The 17,452-nt window shown below is 38.3% G+C and carries 13 protein-coding genes; 10 read left to right on the top strand and 3 right to left on the bottom strand.

Annotated features, from left to right (window positions below; translation table 11 throughout):
- Window positions 1-117: 117 nt before the first annotated feature.
- Window positions 118-384, top strand: coding sequence for a hypothetical protein (locus IPL34_RS18555; protein ID WP_296842984.1), 267 nt, complete (start codon window positions 118-120; stop codon window positions 382-384).
- A gap of 67 nt (window positions 385-451) precedes the next feature.
- Window positions 452-631, top strand: a complete 180-nt coding sequence (locus IPL34_RS18550) for a hypothetical protein (RefSeq protein ID WP_296842983.1) — start codon at window positions 452-454, stop codon at window positions 629-631.
- Between the two features lie 122 nt (window positions 632-753).
- Here the strand turns inward: IPL34_RS18550 and IPL34_RS18545 are convergent, their stop codons facing one another.
- Window positions 754-1,251, bottom strand: a complete 498-nt coding sequence (locus IPL34_RS18545) for a heme-degrading domain-containing protein (RefSeq protein WP_296842982.1) — start codon at window positions 1,249-1,251, stop codon at window positions 754-756.
- 31 nt (window positions 1,252-1,282) lie between these two features.
- Window positions 1,283-2,248, bottom strand: coding sequence for a LysR substrate-binding domain-containing protein (locus IPL34_RS18540; protein WP_296842981.1), 966 nt, complete (start codon window positions 2,246-2,248; stop codon window positions 1,283-1,285).
- 121 nt (window positions 2,249-2,369) lie between these two features.
- Between IPL34_RS18540 and hchA the strand changes: the two genes are divergently transcribed.
- Window positions 2,370-3,251 (top strand): glyoxalase III HchA, encoded by an 882-nt coding sequence (hchA, locus tag IPL34_RS18535; protein ID WP_296842980.1) that lies wholly within the window; start codon window positions 2,370-2,372, stop codon window positions 3,249-3,251.
- A gap of 338 nt (window positions 3,252-3,589) precedes the next feature.
- Here the strand turns inward: hchA and IPL34_RS18530 are convergent, their stop codons facing one another.
- Complete coding sequence (locus IPL34_RS18530) at window positions 3,590-4,768, bottom strand: PDC sensor domain-containing protein (RefSeq protein WP_296842979.1); 1,179 nt, start codon at window positions 4,766-4,768, stop codon at window positions 3,590-3,592.
- A 371-nt stretch (window positions 4,769-5,139) separates the two neighbouring features.
- Between IPL34_RS18530 and IPL34_RS18525 the strand changes: the two genes are divergently transcribed.
- The 7 genes from IPL34_RS18525 (at window position 5,140) to IPL34_RS18495 (ending at window position 17,320) form a co-directional block, all read left to right on the top strand.
- Window positions 5,140-6,135 carry a hypothetical protein gene (locus IPL34_RS18525; protein WP_296842978.1) on the top strand — a complete coding sequence of 332 codons (996 nt, stop codon included), beginning with the start codon at window positions 5,140-5,142 and terminating at the stop codon, window positions 6,133-6,135.
- 10 nt (window positions 6,136-6,145) lie between these two features.
- Window positions 6,146-6,544, top strand: coding sequence for a hypothetical protein (locus IPL34_RS18520; RefSeq protein WP_296842977.1), 399 nt, complete (start codon window positions 6,146-6,148; stop codon window positions 6,542-6,544).
- Complete coding sequence (locus IPL34_RS18515) at window positions 6,477-8,201, top strand: ShlB/FhaC/HecB family hemolysin secretion/activation protein (RefSeq protein ID WP_296842976.1); 1,725 nt, start codon at window positions 6,477-6,479, stop codon at window positions 8,199-8,201. Before IPL34_RS18520 ends, IPL34_RS18515 begins: the two co-directional genes overlap by 68 nt.
- Before the next feature lie 2 nt (window positions 8,202-8,203).
- Entirely contained in the window at window positions 8,204-9,700 is a 1,497-nt protein-coding gene (locus IPL34_RS18510) for a CHAT domain-containing protein (RefSeq protein WP_296842975.1), read from the top strand.
- On the top strand, window positions 9,700-11,523 hold the full coding sequence (locus IPL34_RS18505) for a filamentous hemagglutinin N-terminal domain-containing protein (protein WP_296842974.1): 1,824 nt from the start codon (window positions 9,700-9,702) through the stop codon (window positions 11,521-11,523). The genes IPL34_RS18510 and IPL34_RS18505 overlap by 1 nt, the downstream gene beginning before the upstream one ends.
- A 1,633-nt stretch (window positions 11,524-13,156) precedes the next feature.
- Window positions 13,157-16,558 carry a carboxypeptidase regulatory-like domain-containing protein gene (locus tag IPL34_RS18500; protein WP_296842973.1) on the top strand — a complete coding sequence of 1,134 codons (3,402 nt, stop codon included), beginning with the start codon at window positions 13,157-13,159 and terminating at the stop codon, window positions 16,556-16,558.
- Window positions 16,559-16,636: 78 nt separating this feature from the next.
- Window positions 16,637-17,320: a CFI-box-CTERM domain-containing protein gene (locus tag IPL34_RS18495; protein ID WP_296842972.1), complete on the top strand. Its 684-nt coding sequence runs from the start codon at window positions 16,637-16,639 to the stop codon at window positions 17,318-17,320.
- Window positions 17,321-17,452: the final 132 nt, after the last annotated feature.

The following is a 17,452-nucleotide window of genomic DNA, read 5'->3' as shown; positions in this document are numbered from 1 at the left end:
CCCACTAATCAGAATTATTTTCATTTACATTATTGTTTTCACGCACACTAAACACATTCTATTAGAGCAGTGGCACTGCCTATAGGAGATTAATACTATAATTCCAAGGTGCGTATCATGAATAATTTTTTAGATCAATTAATGAGTATGTTAGGTTCTTTGCAAATTGGCAGGGGTTCGGCTACTACCCAACCTAATAATCAGGCTCGTATTACTCATAATTATAATGGTGGGCAATCGTTTCAAGTGAGCGCTAACCGTATGCCGCTCTATAATCCTAATCTTCCCTCAGGTACACCACATTTACCCGCCCAATCACAGGGATGCTTTATGTGTGTAGCCAAGAAAAATATTTTTGGTGGTTTATTAGGCGCTATTCGCTAGAGCTTGCTCTAGCTTTGAATAGCTCAGGTTAATCCACTAATAAATAAACAATGATGAGGGGATAGGTATGAATTTTAGAGTAATGGAAACGTTATTAGGTCTATTGCCTAGTCAGCGTAGAAAACAGCATCAAGCACGGGTGAATGCTCAAGTGCACCATTTAATTCAAACCATGCAAGCTAACTCTCAACTACCTCCTTGCTGCCAGTTTCCTCCTAAGCCAGTTCAATCGAGTCAGTATCGCTAAGGATTGACCCTAAACACCAACAGAGTTTGCGCCAAATTCTGTTGGGAATAGGCTTGCAAGGATGATTTAAGTACTTGAGTCAAAGTAATAACACACGATTACTTTTAGCTGGGTACTTTAATTCAACTGAGTGAGTCCAAGCGCAAGGTTTCCAATGGTTGATTGAGCATTTCACATAATACTTCTACCACTAAATTATGATCCTCACGCTGCGGTAAACCAGAAACTACCACTGTACCGATCATCACATCACTGACTCGAATCGGAAAACAGCCTCCATGCGCTGCATAATCGCTGGTAGCTAAGCCGTATTTATCCATTAAATCCACTTGTTTATGCGCTAGGTGTAATCCCATTGCATAGGAACTGCGCTGAAAGCGATTCACCACATTGCGTTTGCGTCGCGCCCAATCGGTGTTTTCAGGAGTAGTTCCCGCCATAGCGCAGCAAAACAGTTGAAAGCCATTAATGGTAATATCAATGACTAAAGCCTGTTGACGCTCTAACGCCTTTTGCCGTAAACGATTGCCTAAGTCCCAAGCAATATCAGCGTTAAATTGGGTAAAGCGTAAACGTTGTTCTTGTAAAGCGATGCGCTCTAAATCAGCACTGTAATCCATACTTTTCGGCCTGTGGTTAAAAAGGCTCATTCTAAGCATTTACAAGCAAACACGCATCTTCGTCACCGCGCTTCACATAGCCCTCGTATAAATTATTAAAATCTAGGGCTTGAAAGCTCTCACCCAAAAAATCCAATAAGCTACGCACTGAAGGTAGTAAGCCCCGCCGCGAAGGAAATGCGGCATAAATGACATTACCTTGAGGTGTCCAGTCGGGCAAGACACGCTGCATCAAACCATAATGCAAATCTTTAAACACCACCAAGCGCGGCAATTGGGCAATCCCTAAATGCTCCAAAATGGCACGCCGAATAGTAATCAAATCATCGGTGACTAAGCGCGGTGTATGCTGAATAGTTTGCGATGCTAACTCAGTATGTTCTAGATGCCATTGATAGAGCTTACGCGGACAACCTACTGCTAGACTAGGGAAGCGATGGAGAGATTCGGGCGTGATAGGCTTATCTAAACGCTCTAGAAGCTGCGGGCTAGCCACTAATTCTTGCGGATCATTAGACAGCAATTTAGTCACTAAACCATCGTCAGTGAGGGGCAGGCTATCAATGCGCAACGCTATATCAAACCCTTCATGAATCACATCGACTTGACGATTAGTACTTTCAATATGCAGTTCCACTTCGGGATAGCGCAGCATGTATCGCGCTAACATACTCGCCACTACAAAGTTTAGTAGGGCAGTGGGGCAACTTAAGCGAATGATACCGCGTGGTGAGGTTTGATGCTGCTCGATAACGGCTTGAGCTGCTTGTGCCGCTGAGAGCACTTCTAAGCATTTGAGGTAATACTCATAGCCGATTTCAGTCACTGAAAACTGGCGCGAGGTACGATTAATTAAACGAATACCTAGCTCCGTTTCGAGCTTGGCAATGCTACGGCTTAAAGTCGATTTCGGAATTTCCAAGGCACGACTCGCAGGAGCATAGCCTTTATAGTCAACCACTTGAGTAAAGTAGTACAACGCATTTAAATCTTGCATAGTGTCATCGTTGCATTATTGGAACAATGTGTTCAAAAAAAGCGGGTTTTTATCCATATCATTTCTAAATATACTACTATACTTCTGAATTCTAAAATTTTTTGTTGATAAGAGTGACATTATGACAGCCAACACTACAGCACTAAGTAAGCAACCTAACCCCGATACTGCTGAGCACAATGCGTTTTTTCCCTCACCTTATTCTTTGAGTCTTTATATTCCAGAAAAAACTGATTTTGCAGGTTTAAAGTTTGCCAAACCTTATCAAGGAGGTAAATATAAGGTTTTAATGATTGCCTCGGATGAGCGCTATTTATTAATGGGTAATGGTAAATTTTTCTCAACGGGTAATCATCCAGTAGAAACCTTATTACCTATGCATCATTTAGATCAGGCAGGCTTTGAAATTGAGGTCGCTACTTTATCGGGTAATCCCGTTAAATTAGAAATGTGGGCTTTTCCAAGCAAAGATGAAACGGTCAAAGCTGTGTATGATAAATATCTACCTAAGTTTAAGAAGCCACTTAAATTGTCTGAAGTATTAGCTAAGCAATTAGGTGAGGATTCACCTTATTTAGGGGTTTTTATTCCGGGTGGTCATGCCGCTATGCATGCGATTCCATTTAGTGATGAGGTTAAGCAAGTACTTAAATGGGCGGTGGCTAGTGATAAATATGTGATTTCACTCTGTCATGGTCCAGCAGGTCTAATTGCGGCTGCGCATAATGAACCTGATCAGGACTTTATTTTTAAAGGCTATAAAATTTGTGTGTTCCCAGACAGTTTAGATTTAGGCGCGAATGTGGATATTGGCTATATTCCGGGACCTATGCCTTGGTTATTAGGGGAAAAACTAAAATTGTTAGGTATGGAAATTCTCAATGAGGGTATTAGTGGACAATGCTACCAAGATCGTAAATTAATTACCGGAGATAGCCCATTAGCAGCAAATCAACTAGGCATTATAGCAGCCGATGCTTTATTAAAAGAAGTAATATCATAATAGGCTTAATGAGGAGGTGCTTAAGTAATAGTAATCGAGCATTTCCTCCATTTATGTTGCAACTATTCCTCTGTAAATTTCAAGGCAGTTTTATTGCTGTCTTGAGCACCTTCCAGAAATATAGATTAAGTACTGAGCTAAAAGTTATCGTGTGTTTTGGGAGCAGTCTTGGCGGCAAGGATGCCGCCTTGAAGCCTACAGGGAGGTATTCACAGCGCCTGCGGAGAAAATGCACGATGACTTTGGCTCAAGTACTTACTGCTAGGGCGTTATTTGATTTTTCTAGATCATTACTTAAAACTTTCCTTATAAGCAGCTTTCTTTATATAAAACTTTACCTAAATCCCACACACACCACCTTCATAGACCTCCATCACGGATTTTAATTCCTGATAGATATAATCACGTTCTGGCGCAGAATACGCTTTTAATACTTCTGGAACTTCGTCTCGCTCTAATTGACCTAGTAATTGATTAACCTTCATACAGCCGTATTTAGCTAACTCGTCCACTACTTTATCTAAAGCAGCGTAATCTATATCGACACACGTATTAGAGCTTTGATTGGATTGATTGCCGAGCCAAAACTCTAAACCTTTGGCGAGAAACTCACGGTTATCAATATAATGTGTTCCATCACAAGAAAAGTTTAAATCGACTTGTCCATTGACAATATTCAGTGAAGCTACCCGTAAATAAATTGTTTCGTCGGCAAAACGTAAGGCTTTAAATTGTTTGAGTACTTTTTTAATATCTAAATGCGGAACTATAGCTCGTTCAAAATAAGCGCGGCGTGGATAGGCTAAACAAATATTGCTATCGGCTAATTCTGCCATGGTTAAAATACGATATACGTAGGGATTATCCACATGCCATAATGTGACACGGCTACTGGAGAAATGAATTTGAAAATGATAAACCCCTTGATCCACCACTAAAGCCTCAATCACGGAAAGTACATGGTCAATCTTTTGATCCATTAAGCTTTCTACGCGTTCCTGCGCAAATAGTCCCTGACGAATCGCGGGATCGCCTTTGATTTGACGCCATTGACTAGGCTCTTCATAAATCACATCGGAATGCGGTAATTCGCGTAAGTCATAATCCACGCCTAAAAAGCCTAAACGCTCGCCATTTTCACCGCGAATCGTTTGAATCGCAGTCAACGACGGGCGTTTTTTGTTTTGGCTGATATAGACCTCAGATAGATTAAAATCACAGCTTTCATCACTGCGATGTTGCATATAGGGACGGGTCGAGCGGTCGCGTTGATAGGCGCTAGTATCGGCGCCAAAGCGATTGAGCGTGGAGCTGAGTTGCACCGCATTAGCATCAAGCACGTAGACGTATTTGCAATAGTCGATAGATTGGAAAATCTCGCGTAGTTGTTGGTCGAGTATGTCACGCTGGTGCAGGTTGGGGATGAGTTGCACGGTGTAGTTTTTGAGTTTTTCGTGCAATAGGTCGATTAAACGAGCGCGTTGGTGTTCGATAGAGCGTTGGAGGGTGTGTGGCATGAGCAGATCCTTAAATAATTATTTTGGTAAGTGCCTAATAGAAAGTAATCGCTTCCAATATTTTCTGTAAAATATTGTTTTTAAAGTCATTATTTCTGCTGTAGCTATAAGCGATTACATAGTGTTAAGTACTTAGCTAGTTGGTAAAAATAGACATTTATCGATTGCATATTAGTTATTTTTATATTTCATTAAATGGTACCTTTAAGCTTAAATAAATTTGTAAAAAATTTCATAAATTATTGACTACCTGAGTATTAAAGTATATAAAAAACTACTGAGTGCATCCGTCTATTAATGAAGTATATTTTCAAATCCATTAATTTTGACCTGCAATTAGTTAGTACTAACAAAGGTATTGGTGTATGTTTGTGTCAAGAAAACCTCCCCTACTTGGACTTGCTATTTTATTAACATCTATTCTAATCGGATGTAGCGGGAGTTCAGAGCCTTCTGTCTCATCTGGTATAGATACACCAACTAGTAGCTCACTAGGTTCGTCAACTAATTCTAGGTCTCAAGCGCAGTATCATAAAATACTGAACGATGTTGGGTTGAATAAAGTTTTCAATTTGGGCCAGGTGCAGGAAACTCTTACTAAAGATAAAGTTTCCTTTATAACTATAAATCTCTTTCCTAAAAATATTAACTTTGATGAAAAAACAGGAAATATTATTAATCATACTCGGAAGTTAAGTGAGTTAGGTAATCTTGTATCTAGCATTATTGGTCAGCAGATAGGGATTGATTCACAGAGAATTGAGCTGGTAGTAATTGAAAAGAAGTGTAAAGCTCATATTGTGTCAGGAAAAGTTATTAAAAACTGTGATCGAGATACATCATTGGTATTTTCTGAAATAAAGGATGGTACTATTGATGCACTTGCTTTACTTATCCAAGAAATTAAGAAAAAAGATGCCTACCCAAAAAGGAAAAAAGAGGAAAATACTAGTATCTTAATAGATAAGCTAAAAAAGATAGAAAGTAGCTCTAAAACATTTAACATAGAAAACCTTAAGGAGTTTTGTGAGGTGGTTTTAAAAGAAAAATTAAAAAACTATGAGTTTGAATCAGACTGCAATGTGATTTCATCATTGGTTAATGATAGTGCAGTTTATAGTATAATTGATATTTATGTTAAAGGTTTTATTACAAATTCCCATTATGAAAAATTAGAGCTGCAAGTTTCAAATTCTAATGAAATGTTTTCTAGAGGGGGTAGTCTTAAATTGTCAGCAAAATATGAGCCAACTTTTTTCGATTGGAAAAAACCAGACTCGAACTCATACAGTCAAGAGATTAGTGATGTAGAAATAAAAGAGAAAATTATTGGTAGATGGATAGAAGATTATTTTAAATATCGTTAGATGGTTTATTATGACTAGAAAAAAATTAACCCTAATACTTGTACTGCTACAAGTATCTATTCTTTTACAGCTCATGATATATGGTTTTGGTATTAAAATTACTGGTGCTATTTTAACAGAGTTGACAATTAAATTTTTTACCCCTGCTATAGCGTATTTGTATATTTTGACTCATAAGGACTTAGAGTCTTCAGAGCTTTTGAGTAGTTTTCAAGTTAGACTATTAGTATGGGGCAATGTTGCTTGGTGTTTTTTTAGTTCAATGGTGCTTTTTTTAATGTGGGGACCTATTGGAACTCATATATCGTCTGAGAGTTTTAATATTTATTTGGAGGCGTTAGGTGCATTTCAAATATCTTTGTACGCACAATTTATACCGAAGTTTTTTCATAAAAAAGATAATAATTAATATTGTAAGCATTGTATTAAGTTTCTATCTTTTATTAAATTCTATTTGTTATGGTGGTGAAAATTTTGAAAAAGATTTAGTGTCTTATTGTAATAGGCAAATATTACAGAATTCTGAATGTACTCTTAACAGTAAAATAGAATTAAGTTTTTTTGGAAATAAACAGGTTGAAAGTCAATTAATAAAAAATATTATTAATAGTTGTGGGGGGTATGATGATTTGTCAATTTTATTAGCAAGGCAAAAAATAAATGAATTTTATACATGTCTGGGATATGTAAACTCTGGTGCAATCCTTAAAAAGAATGAGAATAACAGTTATAGTTATCAAATTATGGAAGGTGTTATCTCTAGCAAAAATATTAATGTTATAGGTGTTAATAAAAGAATTAAAACTAAAATTATAAGATTCTTAATGGATGGGCAAGATAAAAAGGTATTAAATGTTAATAATATTCGACATAAATTAGAAGTATTAAAATCTTATGGTGCATTCAAGACTATTAATACTACCATTAAACCATTATCTTTAGGTAAGGCTGGGGTTGATATAACTGTCAACACTGATGCTAAAACTAATTGGGTATTAGCATTAGATAATCAGCAATCAGAAGCAACTGGAGCAACTCAATTATCAATATCAGGAGATTTAAATAATCTTCGTAATATATTTGATCAAATGGGAGGGGGTATAAGTATATCTGAAGGCAGTAGAGGTATAAATTTTTATTACAATGATTCCCCTTCAAAGAAAGTATCTTGGGGCGTTAGCCTTGATAAAAAAGAAGTAAAAGTAATAAAAAAGCCTTTAGATAAATTAAACATTAAAAGTTTTTCCGAAAAAATTTCATTTAATTATAATTATGCCTTGTATAACTCTCTAGTCTCTTTTGGCAGTACAAGTGAATCTGAAAAATTTGATATGGCATCTAAGCTTGAGTTAAGTAAGGGTGAAAATTATTTACTAGATAGAGGCTTTTCCTTTTCTGAAGGTGAACAAGAGGGTAAATCTAAAATTACATCTCTACAAACCAATCTTGTGTGGGAGAAAAAAAAGCGAAGTGAGTTAACAAACTATGCTATTTCTGCTTCTTTCGGGGTTGATATTGGTTTAAATGCTTTTAATGCGACCCCCCGCTCTGATTACTCTGCTGGCTCAAATTATAAAATACTTAAAGCTAACTTAGCTTACCGTCAGACCATGACAGATTACACCAATATTTTACTTAATTTAAATATTCAAAAGACTAATGATAATTTATTAGCATCTAAAAAATTTGGATTAGGTGGTATAGGCAGTGTTCGAGGGATTAGTAAAAATATTGGCTCTTTTAATAACGGGCTATCACTAACACTAGAGTCTAGTACCTTATTGCCCCAACTAAGTAAAACACCTTTAGGAGTTAAATCACTTTATGATGGCAATTTTTATGGTCGTCTTTTTGCTGATTATGCGATAGGCATAGATCAAAGTAATAAGAGTAAACAAGCTGCTGGTTCTATTGGTATTGGCACTAGCTGGTACTTAAATAAGGATATTAAGTTAAATACATCGTGGGCTAGGCCAGTATATTTTGAAGGCTTTAGCGCTATGCAGAAAGATTCAGTAAAATCAAATAGGATAAGTTTTGATTTTATTGTGCAAGGAAGAAATTAGTTATGAATTGCAAAAAATCATCTCAAATTATTGCTTTATTTTACCTCGGTCTTTATTTCTTGCTTGGAGCTAATGTTTTTGCTAATGACTGTGATTTTATTAGTGATAAACCAATAAAAGGTGTCTTTAATCGGGAGGTATTATCTTGCTTAAGCAATATGAGTGATAAAAGTTATGAAAATCTAGTGAATTTAGTTGCTAATAACGACAATGATAGTTACTTTTCAAATGAAACTAATAGACAAGAAGTATTTAATAGCCTAATAGAAAGAGCGCTTCAAAAAAGAACAAGCAATAAAATCTATGAGCGCTCACTGCTGCAATTGCTTGAAAGACAAAGGCTTTATAAGTTACAGGGCTATTTTGATGATGACTGTATACCTCTTACTAATGATGGTATAAGTTTGGATACTAGTGTAGGGGTTTTATATACCCATAGTTTAGATAACAACCGATTTTTAATAATGTTGCTTAAAAACAATGCGATTTTAAAAATTTCTATTATAAATAAACAGCGAATTCTTGAGAGTGTAGGGTCTTTTAGACAAAAGCTTACATCTGAGACTATTAAAAATAGTGTAGAGACTGACGAGCATTCAGCCTATAAAGAATTAAAATCTATATCATATCGTCTTTATAATCTTATAATGCAACCCTTTCAGGAAGAGTTAAGTAAACTGAGTCATCTAGTGGTTGTTCCAGATGCTAGTATAGGTATTATTCCAATAGAGGCTTTATGGGATGGGAAAGAGTATGTACTAAATAAAAACTATACTATTTCTTATGCCCCTAATTTATCAAAATTCTATAAAAAAACTTATAAGGGTAAAAAGGTTCTTTTTATATCACCTGAAGATATATCCTTAGCTGAAGCTGGCGATAGCGGGTTTAATCAAGACCTAGTATTATTAAGGCAAGAAAAATTAAAGGTAAACAGTTTGTTAGGTCATAAAACATCAAAAATAGAAGTCTTAAGAGAGCTGTCTAGTAATTCTGTTGGTATTATACATATTGCAGCCCACGCTTTATTTATGCCCGATTTTAACGAAAGCTATGTCCAACTATATAATACCGGTAAAGATTTTAGCAACGGCAAAGTCTACGTAAAAGACTTTGAAAAAATGATGGTTTCATCTTCTGCTAGGCGCCTATCACCAGATTTAATTGTACTGGGAGCATGCGAAACAGCTACAGGAGGTAATAATACTGTTGATGCTACCTTAGGCTTAGCAGGTGTGGCCGCTCGATCGGGAGTTAACTCTGTTATAGCTAGTTTATGGTTGTTAAATATACCTGAGGTTTTACTGGGACCTAAAGGAGGAAAGACAGATAATAGTCTTGGTGATCACTATACTGAGTATTTCTATCATATCATTACTACTGAACCTCATATTACTAAGGCTAAGGCTTTACAACGAAGTAAAAGAGGGATTCAGAAAAATCGCTCTATTTATGAATGGGCAGCGTTGGTTTTAATAGGAGAGTGGGGTAGTTTTTGATGAGATTAATAACAGTAATAATTATTTTAGCTACTAGTTTAACTGTGAAAGCTGAAATTATAACGGATGGAACCTTAGGAGCTGCCACTTCTCTTATTGGGCCTAACTATCAAATTGATGCAGCACTAGGTACACAAATGGGAGGGAACTTATTTCATAGCTTTAGTGAATTTTCCATAAATGCGGGAGAGATAGCAAATTTCTCAGGCTCTCCTTCTGTAAGTAATGTTATTAGTAGAGTGACAGGGAGTAATGTAAGTAACATTAATGGATTGATTAGATCAAATATACCTAATGCTGATTTATTTTTCATAAATCCCAAAGGAATTATTTTTGGAAAAAATGCACAACTAGATGTACAAGGTTCTTTTTATGCTTCTAGTGCTAACTATCTAAAGTTTAATGATGGTGCTTATTTTGACACTAATCCTAAGGCTAGTAGCACATTAACTATTGCGCCTTTAGCTTCCTTTGGTTTCTCAACAGAGCAACCACTAGGAAAAATAGTAGTTAAGGCAGATGACTTTTACGTGTCTAATAGCAAAAGTTTAAATATCATTGGTGGTGATATTGATATTACTCAAAGTGATATAGGAAAAAATGGTCTTAGTGGGGGGAGTATTAATATAATCAGTAGTGCCAAAAATAATAATGTCAATTTTTTTGAGGATACTCTAAGGTTGGAAAAAAACTTGGGTGCAACTATTAATTTATATGATAATGCTCGTATAACTACTAGTACTTATGATACTAAAAATGCAGGTAATATTAATCTTCAGGCAGATAGGGTTAACTTAGCAAGCAAATCTCAGATTAGTAGTGATACACATGGAGTAGGTAATGCGGGTAATATTAATATAAATAGCAATAGTTATTCTATGTCTGGAAGTAGTGGTTTAAGCACTAATAGCTTTACCTCAGGTCATGCTGGAAAAATAAATATTAATACTCAGCTAGGCTTGTTAGCTGATGATGCTTTTATTACTTCTAATACCTACTTTAATAGTGGTAATGCTGGCGATATTACTATTAAGGCAGAAAAATCATTTAATATTAGTTCTAATGGAACTGTTAGTACAGTAGCTCATCGTAATACATCAGGTAATGCAGGTAACATTACAATTAGTACACCAAGTTTATCAATCAAAGGAAATGGCGATATATTTAATGATGGTGATGCTAGTGAAGATTCTGCTCTGATTACCTCTAATACTTTGTCGGGATCAATTGGTAAGGGGGGGGCTGTTAATATTAATACTGATCAGTTGATTTTAGATTCTGGTGCTACTATAGCTGTTGCTGGTAATGGATATGGTGATGCTGGAGATATTAATATTGTAGCTAACTCTAATGTACTAGTAAAAGATAGCTTTATTTCATCGAAAGCTAATATTGCAACCGGTGGAAATATTAATTTAAAGAATGCCAAACTGATTGACTTAAAAAATAGTAAAATATTAGCCTCTGTTTCTGGAGGTGTTGGAAATGGTGGGAATATTAATTTTGATAATGTAGAGTTAGTGGTTTTAGATAGGAGCCGTATTAGTGCGGATTCTACAGGTGCTCAAGGAGGAAAGCTTAATTTACAGTCCACCTTGCTTCGTAATCCTACCTCAACTACGACGGCTAGAGGTGTTGTTCAAGCATTGGATGGTGAGGTGTTTATTGCTAATGAGGTTAATCCAAATAATATGCTGAATACTTTACGCTTGGATTTTCTTGCTAACGAAATAAAGCCACCATGCTCTATAGCTGTGGCTGAAGAGGAAAGTAGTTTAACTATTGAAAAAAGATCAAAAGGAGTAGATTGTCAGTTTAGATAAGGTAATTATTCTATTTATCCTTTGCTTTAGATTTAATTGTTAAATTACTGTATTATTTTGATACTGTTATGATATTAAAGGCATATATATGAATCACAGATTTTATTGGCTTCATATTAAGCTAAAGCTAAAAATTTTATTATTTAGCTGTTTATTTATATTTAGTAATTTATATGCGGGCGAGTATGTGCAGTTTCAAAAAATGTGGCCTAACCTTGTTCAGCCTTTATATTTTTACTCAATTGGGGCAGCCATATTTGATAGTACTAGTAGAACATTTCTAGTGATGGATAAGTCAAATGGAATAATTACAAGACTGTCTTCAAATAATAATATTATCAATAGGTGGGGGGGGAAGGGAAAAGAAAATGGGCATTTCTCATACGCAGGTAGTTATTCTGAGGGACTGGCAAACAATATGGATATTGATGCTCAAGGAAATATTTATATAACTGACCCATTCAATTATAGGGTTCAAATATTTTCTTATAGTGGAAATTTTCTAAGCACGATAAGTTTTGATGATATACCTTTGTCAGTGGCAGTTTCAAATGAAGGATTGTTAGCAATTTTATTTTCAAATAGATTAGATTTTTTTAAGAATGAAAAATATATAGACTCATTATCACTTGAAAAAGAGTACTCAGATTTGGTTTTTTTAAATGGCACCAATGATTTTTATTTGGTTTCAGCCGAAACTGGAAGGTACTATACATATGCTAATAAAAAATATGTTGAATGGCAAATGCCATACTATGCAAATGGTATAGCACTTCTTACTCCGGTAACAAATATTTCCGTGGATGATAGTAGTAATTTAGTTTTCTCAATTACAGCGAGTGGTATATTATATAAATATAATAAAAGCGGTCAAGAAGTTTATAAAAGGAAATATTTTAAGAGTCGAGAGGATTTTCAAAATGAAGATGATTATGTGGATAATACGTCTCTTTATATGGATAGGCAGGTGGCAGGTTTTTTTGACGATAAAAACTCTCTATATTTAATTGATCAAAATAATCTTTTTATAAGCAAAGTAAATTTAAATGATGAAAGCAAAGTAAGGTTTGGAGCCTCTATTTCACATATTTATGATGCTACTGGCTATCCATTGTTTTCTTTTTATGATAACAAAAGAAAAATATATATAGTTGTTTCCAATGAAAGTATATCAATATTTGATAGCGATTTTAAAATAATATCGAACCATAGTTTTTTTGAAACAAAAAATATTGCAAAAGTTTATGATGTTTCTTTCAATTCTTCTGGAAAAGTTATAGTTGGCCTTGAGAACAAGAACTTAAAAAAAGTTTATCTGACTATTTTTTCATTGGAAGATATGCTTTTCGAAAAGAGCTACGCTTTAAATGATATCATTGAGCCAGCTACAATGTTATATAAAATATATATTGATTCTGATGATTTTGGGAATATATTTTTACTTCCCTCTGATTTTTTTCCATCCTCAACTAACTTATATAAAGTAAATACTATTACCAATACGTATGAAATATTAGGTGCTGATTCTTTGAGTCTCGGCTACCAAAACCTAATTGTTTTTTCGAAATCAAACAATGAGCATGAGATTTATATTTCTTACAGTCAGGGGGATAGTACAGTTGATGTAAAGAAAATGAGTTGGAGTAATGAAGGTTTAGTTAGTCTGGCATATATTTTAAAAGGTGCGACTATACAAAACATGACCTCTTTTGATGGGGCATTATTTTTAATCGACGGCGATTTCAATTTGTTAGAGTTTAGAGAGGACAAATTAGTAAAAGAAATAAAACTGGGTGGTTTTGGCGTTGATTACTCAAAATATTCAGATGTTAATAATATAACTATTAACAGTCATGAAGCTATTATTACTGAAAGAAATAATATGCGTTTACAAGTATTAAGTTTTAAAGATGTTCCCGACCGAAGCAAAGCAGTGTTGGTGGTTGGAGGAGATGAGTCTGGGAATGCACTGTGGGACGAATCGCAGGCGAATGCGAACCATGCGTTTTGGGTGCTAGCCAATCAAGGCTACACCAAAGAAAACATCCAGTACCTCAATCGCAATACGCAATTAGATTTAGACGGCAATGGTAAGCCCGATGATGTGGATGGCTTACCCACCCGTGCTAACCTCAAAGCTGCGCTGACGGAGTGGGCCAAAGACGGTGAAGATGTCGTCCTGTATATGATCGGTCACGGGGGGGCAGGCACCTTCCAACTGGGGGGAGGCGAAGTGCTTCAGGCGAGTGAACTCAACCAGTGGTTAACTGAACTCCAAGCGGTCATGCCAGGCAAAGTCACTGTGATTTATGATGCGTGTGAGTCGGGTTCCTTCCAACCCCTCTTAACCAACAGTACCTATCCGCGTACCGTTATTACTAGCACCCGCGCTGGGGAAAATGCCTACTTCCAAGATGCCATATCCTTCTCCCATCTGTTTTGGAACCAAGTTTTTTCGGGTAAACCTATAGAAGAAGCCTTCCAAGCGACGCACACCAGCATTACCCAAGCGTTTTTAAACCAACAAACCCCACAACTCGATAGCAATGGCGATGGTCTGACCAATACCCCTCAGGACTACACCCACTTGGCCCAACAAGCCATTGGTAATGGCATTGTGTATGCGGGAACGGCCCCCACCATTGACCGTATTTCTGTCAGTCCGGTTAACAAAGGTGAAACCACCGCCACCATTACCGCCTATAACGTAGCGGATGACCAAGCGATTCAAAGCGTGTGGGGTATGATTACTCCACCCTATGCCAACCTCACTCAAAAAGGTACTCCCGTACAAAACTTGCCGCGCTTTGATCTCACGTTACAGGCGGATGGTAGCTACCAAGGTCAATTTGACGGATTTGAACAACCCGGTACTTACCAAATCACCGTCTATGCCCAAGACCAGTCGGGTAATACCTCCTACCCACAAGTCACCACCCTCAACGTCATTAGTCCCTTAAGTCGCAAAGCCGTATTAGTTACGGGTGTTGATAGTACAGGACAACTTACCCCAGCATTACAAGCCCAAACCGACTACGCCTATCGAGCACTGAAAGGACAAGGTTATGCGGACACCAGCATTGACTATCAAAGTGCGAGTAATGTCGGTACGGTGGGGGTGGATAGAGCCAGTAGCCGTGAAGGTTTAGAGTTTGTGCTAACTCAAAGCACTAGCATTACAGATACTTCTGATCTAGTGGTCTATTTAGCCGGTGATATTATCGCAGGGGATTACTACATCAATCCTACCGAACGGGTCAGCTTAACTGACTTAACCCAATGGTTAAACCAAGCTCAAGCCAACATTCAAGGTACACTGACCGTGATTTTGGAGGGCAATGGTTCGGGTACAGGGTTGGCTGCATTAAGTGCAGTTTCTTCCTCTACCGCCGCTGAGGCTAAGCGATGGCTCCTCATCAGCAGTAGTGCCTTAGGGGAAAATAACTATCTACTGAACCAAGGCGATCTGAGCTTTTCCCGCTACTTCTGGAGCAAAGTCACTCAAGGCGCTACCCTAGCGGACGCCTTTAATGGGGCAGAGGCCGCCATGCGTCGTTACCAAAGCCCCCAAATCAATAGCAATGGCAATAACCAGAGCAATGAAAAAGACGACCGTACCCAAGCCCGCTACTACGCCCTAGGCTTAAACATCCTCCTCGCCGCCGATGAACCTAGCATTGGACAGGTTGCTGACAGCGACACCCTGACCACCACCACCCAAAGCACCTTATGGGTCGATCAAATCGTAAGTCTAGCGCCTATTGAGTCCGTGTGGGCCGAAATCATCCCGCCTGAATACGATTCCCTGACCCATCAAACCGGTGTGGCTCAAGAGCTAGCCTTAAGTGACGTGGGCAATGGACGTTGGCAAAGTACCCCCTCCCTCTTTACCCAAGCCGGTACCTACACCATCCACTACTATGCCAAGGATACCCACCAACGTATCTCGGTAGCTCGCACTAGTTACGTCACCCAAACCGTCGGTGTGGATGCGTATGAAGTGAAAGGAGATAATGACCGTAGCACTGCCAGCACACTCAGTAGCCTGACCCACTATCGACAATGGCATAACTTCCATGACTCGAAGGATCAGGACTTCATTCGGTTTGAGGCTGATCCAAGCCGAGGTCAGTACACTCTTAAAGTAGACAGTCTCAACTCGACAGTCGATGCGGTCATTCATTTATATGATAGCCAAGGCAACCCCTTAGCCTTACTCTCTAATAGCCACCCCGACCCCTACACCCTAGACAGTGTGGCCCATGACAGTGTAGAACTAGCCTATTGGTTACCCCCTGAAACAGGAACACAGACCTACTACCTACAAATCAGCCCTGCACCGGGCACGGCAACCCACAACAATCTGGCTAATGGCTATTGGGTCAGCGTCTACCCCACCAACGCTCCACAAGATGCCGTCATCCAAGGCGTTATTCGTAATAAAGCAGGTACTCCCCTAGCTGGAGTCAAGGTCTATACCCTCGACAACCAACAATATACCACCCAAGCCGACGGACGTTATGAACTCAAACTCCGAGCCGGTAGCACGAGCCTCATAGCCGACGCCAGTGGCTATCAAGCCTTGACCCTACAACTCAATCCTAAAGCAGGAGAGAGCTTGAGCCAAGACCTCACGTTGACCGTGAAAAATGCCACTGACCCTGATGACCCGACCCTCAATCCCCAAACACAAGTGCCTATTGTTCAAGTAGGCAAACTACTCAAGACAGAGTACCCGATCACCTATACCGGTGCTCTAGTGGTTCAAGCCTTACAACTCAACCTAGCCGATCAAGAAGCTGTTCTCTCCCAACTGAGCATCAAAGGCAGTGGGTCTGGACATGAAGTCACGGATCTGAAAGGGGTAAAGCTCTACCATGATATCAACCAGAACCAGCAAGTGGATGCAGAGGATAGTCAGTTAGGGGCGACCCAGACGTATCAGGCGGACAATGGCACGCTCTCTTTTATCTTGGCTCAGCCTTATGCTCTAAGCAAGGGCACTCAACAACTTATCGTCAACTATGAAAGATAAATCGTAACTTTACTAAGGCTTCTTTAGGCTAGTACTTAGAATCCTTAGTTTTAGATGGAAAAATTGGAGATAGTCTTTATGCGCAATTTTAAAGGTAGAAGGTATTTTCCATTATTAGTGATGTATGTGGCTAATAAGGTATTGGCTACTACCGATAAGACCTACCGTGTAGACATAGAAGGAATGGTGCTAAAGGAAAAGGAGACCGGCAAGGATTTATCGCCTACCAATTTACCTTTGACGGGACAAACCGTAACCTTGCCAGTGACTCCGACTCCGACTCCGACTCCGACTCCGACTCCGACTCCGACTCCGACTCCGACTCCGACTCCGACTCCGACTCCGACTCCGACTCCGACTCCGACTCCGACTCCGACTCCGACTCCGACTCCGACTCCGACTCCGACTCCGACTCCGACTCCGACTCCGACTCCGACTCCGACTCCGACTCCGACTCCGACTCCGACTCCGACTCCGACTCCAAGTTCGGGTGGTGGTGGGGGAGGATGTTTTATTGCTACAGCTACTTACGGTTCTGCTTTAGCACCGGAGGTAAAGATTTTGTCAAATTTTAGGGATCAGCATCTTTTGACTAATCGTTGGGGGACTTGGTTTGTACGACAGTATTATCGTTATTCGCCTCCTTTTGCTGATTGGTTAAGAAAACATGATGTCTTTCGTGCTTTGGTTAGATATGGACTTTGGGGACTAGTTGGCTTAGCTTGGTTGCTTGTGAAAACTCTAGGAGTGATTAAAAGATAGTTTACTCATGCCAAGGTTTAATAAAAATTAGCTGAACAAAAATTAATAATTTAATATTTGTTTATATAAATATTAATTAGTCTTAAAAGGCAGTTACTCCTAGCAGCTTTATTTGAATAAAAAGGGGGGGTT

The sequence above is a fragment of the Thiofilum sp. genome (genome assembly GCF_016711335.1).
GTDB lineage: Bacteria > Pseudomonadota > Gammaproteobacteria > Thiotrichales > Thiotrichaceae > Thiofilum.
Note: the sequence above shows the minus strand (reverse complement) of the source record. Positions and strands in the feature narration are given on the sequence as shown.